This is a genomic window from Erwinia sp. 198, from assembly GCF_003937915.1.
In the GTDB taxonomy this organism is placed as follows: domain Bacteria; phylum Pseudomonadota; class Gammaproteobacteria; order Enterobacterales; family Enterobacteriaceae; genus Erwinia; species Erwinia aeris.
In genome coordinates this window covers 2204-5311 of sequence record NZ_RHUM01000024.1, presented here as the reverse complement: position 1 = coordinate 5311, position 3108 = coordinate 2204, and the positions used below count along the sequence as shown (strand labels likewise).

General features: G+C 54.9%; 2 rRNA genes. Both read right to left on the bottom strand.

Annotated features, from left to right (window positions below):
• A 5S ribosomal RNA gene (rrf, locus tag EGK14_RS20960) occupies positions 1–69 on the bottom strand; the annotation flags it as partial.
• 106 nt (positions 70–175) lie between these two features.
• Positions 176–3081: ribosomal RNA gene (locus EGK14_RS20955) — 23S ribosomal RNA — on the bottom strand.
• Between the last annotated feature and the right edge of the window lie 27 nt (positions 3082–3108).

The following is a 3108-nucleotide window of genomic DNA, read 5'->3' as shown; positions in this document are numbered from 1 at the left end:
GGCGCTACGGCGTTTCACTTCTGAGTTCGGCATGGGGTCAGGTGGGACCACCGCGCTAAAGCCGCCAGGCAAATTCTGTTCACGCCGCCGCCCGGAGGCCGCCGCGTTAAATCCGGTACAAGGCTGAAAATCGTTGCGTCTCTCATAACGCCCGCCAGAACGCTTCTGGCGTTGTAAGGTTAAGCCTCACGGGTCATTAGTACCGGTTAGCTCAACGCATCGCTGCGCTTACACACCCGGCCTATCAACGTCGTCGTCTTCAACGTCCCTTCAGGTGGCTTGAAGCCACAGGGAGAACTCATCTCGAGGCAAGTTTCGCGCTTAGATGCTTTCAGCGCTTATCTTTTCCGCACTTAGCTACCGGGCAGTGCCATTGGCATGACAACCCGAACACCAGCGGTGCGTTCACTCCGGTCCTCTCGTACTAGGAGCAACCCCTCTCAATTCTCCAGCGCCCACGGCAGATAGGGACCGAACTGTCTCACGACGTTCTAAACCCAGCTCGCGTACCACTTTAAACGGCGAACAGCCGTACCCTTGGGACCTACTTCAGCCCCAGGATGTGATGAGCCGACATCGAGGTGCCAAACACCGCCGTCGATATGAACTCTTGGGCGGTATCAGCCTGTTATCCCCGGAGTACCTTTTATCCGTTGAGCGATGGCCCTTCCATACAGAACCACCGGATCACTATGACCTGCTTTCGCACCTGCTCGAGCCGTCACTCTCGCAGTCAAGCCAGCTTATGCCATTGCACTAACCTCACGATGTCCGACCGTGATTAGCTGACCTTCGTGCTCCTCCGTTACTCTTTGGGAGGAGACCGCCCCAGTCAAACTACCCACCAGACACTGTCCGCACCCCGGATTACGGGGCCACGTTAGAACACCAGCCATTAAAGGGTGGTATTTCAAGGACGGCTCCACGCGGACTGGCGTCCACGCTTCGAAGCCTCCCACCTATCCTGCACATCAAGGACCAGTGTTCAGTGTCAAGCTGTAGTAAAGGTTCACGGGGTCTTTCCGTCTTGCCGCGGGTACACTGCATCTTCACAGCGATTTCAATTTCACTGAGTCTCGGGTGGAGACAGCCTGGCCATCATTACGCCATTCGTGCAGGTCGGAACTTACCCGACAAGGAATTTCGCTACCTTAGGACCGTTATAGTTACGGCCGCCGTTTACCGGGGCTTCGATCAAGAGCTTCTCCTTGCGGATAACCCCATCAATTAACCTTCCGGCACCGGGCAGGCGTCACACCGTATACGTCCACTTTCGTGTTTGCACAGTGCTGTGTTTTTAATAAACAGTTGCAGCCAGCTGGTATCTTCGACTGGCCTCGGCTCGGGGAGCAAGTCCCTCCACCTACGCGCCAGCGTGCCTTCTCCCGAAGTTACGGCACCATTTTGCCTAGTTCCTTCACCCGAGTTCTCTCAAGCGCCTTGGTATTCTCTACCTGACCACCTGTGTCGGTTTGGGGTACGATTCCGTGTTACCTGGAGCTTAGAGGCTTTTCCTGGAAGCAGGGCATCTGTTGCTTCAGCACCGTAGTGCCTCGTCGTCACGCCTCAGCCTTGAAGTGTTCCGGATTTGCCTGGAACACAAGCCTACACGCTTAAACCGGGACAACCGTCGCCCGGCCAACATAGCCTTCTCCGTCCCCCCTTCGCAGTAACACCGAGTACAGGAATATTAACCTGTTTCCCATCGACTACGCCTTTCGGCCTCGCCTTAGGGGTCGACTCACCCTGCCCCGATTAACGTTGGACAGGAACCCTTGGTCTTCCGGCGAGCGGGCTTTTCACCCGCTTTATCGTTACTTATGTCAGCATTCGCACTTCTGATACCTCCAGCAGCCCTCACAGGCCACCTTCGACGGCTTACAGAACGCTCCCCTACCCAACAACACATAGTGTCGCTGCCGCAGCTTCGGTGCATGGTTTAGCCCCGTTACATCTTCCGCGCAGGCCGACTCGACCAGTGAGCTATTACGCTTTCTTTAAATGATGGCTGCTTCTAAGCCAACATCCTGGCTGTCTGTGCCTTCCCACATCGTTTCCCACTTAACCATGACTTTGGGACCTTAGCTGGCGGTCTGGGTTGTTTCCCTCTTCACGACGGACGTTAGCACCCGCCGTGTGTCTCCCGTGATAACATTCTTCGGTATTCGCAGTTTGCATCGGGTTGGTAAGCCGGGATGGCCCCCTAGCCGAAACAGTGCTCTACCCCCGAAGATGAGTTCACGAGGCGCTACCTAAATAGCTTTCGGGGAGAACCAGCTATCTCCCGGTTTGATTGGCCTTTCACCCCCAGCCACAGGTCATCCGCTAATTTTTCAACATTAGTCGGTTCGGTCCTCCAGTTAGTGTTACCCAACCTTCAACCTGCCCATGGCTAGATCACCGGGTTTCGGGTCTATACCCTGCAACTTAACGCCCAGTTAAGACTCGGTTTCCCTTCGGCTCCCCTATACGGTTAACCTTGCTACAGAATATAAGTCGCTGACCCATTATACAAAAGGTACGCAGTCACCCCCATAAAGAAGGCTCCCACTGCTTGTACGTACACGGTTTCAGGTTCTGTTTCACTCCCCTCGCCGGGGTTCTTTTCGCCTTTCCCTCACGGTACTGGTTCACTATCGGTCAGTCAGGAGTATTTAGCCTTGGAGGATGGTCCCCCCATCTTCAGACAGGATATCACGTGTCCCGCCCTACTCTTCGAACCCACAATAAGCATGCCTTTGTGTACGGGAGTATCACCCTGTACCCTGCGACTTTCCAGACGCTTCCACTGACACACAAACTGATGATGGTTCCGGGCTGTTCCCCGTTCGCTCGCCGCTACTGGGGGAATCTCGGTTGATTTCTTTTCCTCTGGGTACTTAGATGTTTCAGTTCCCCAGGTTCGCCTTGCAGCACTATGTATTCATGCTGCAATGATGCACAAGTGCACCGGGTTTCCCCATTCGGGTATCGTCGGTTATTGCGGTTCATATCACCTTACCGACGCTTATCGCAGATTAGCACGCCCTTCATCGCCTCTGACTGCCAGGGCATCCACCGTGTACGCTTAGTCACTTAACCTCACAACCCACAAGCGTCCCGAAGGAC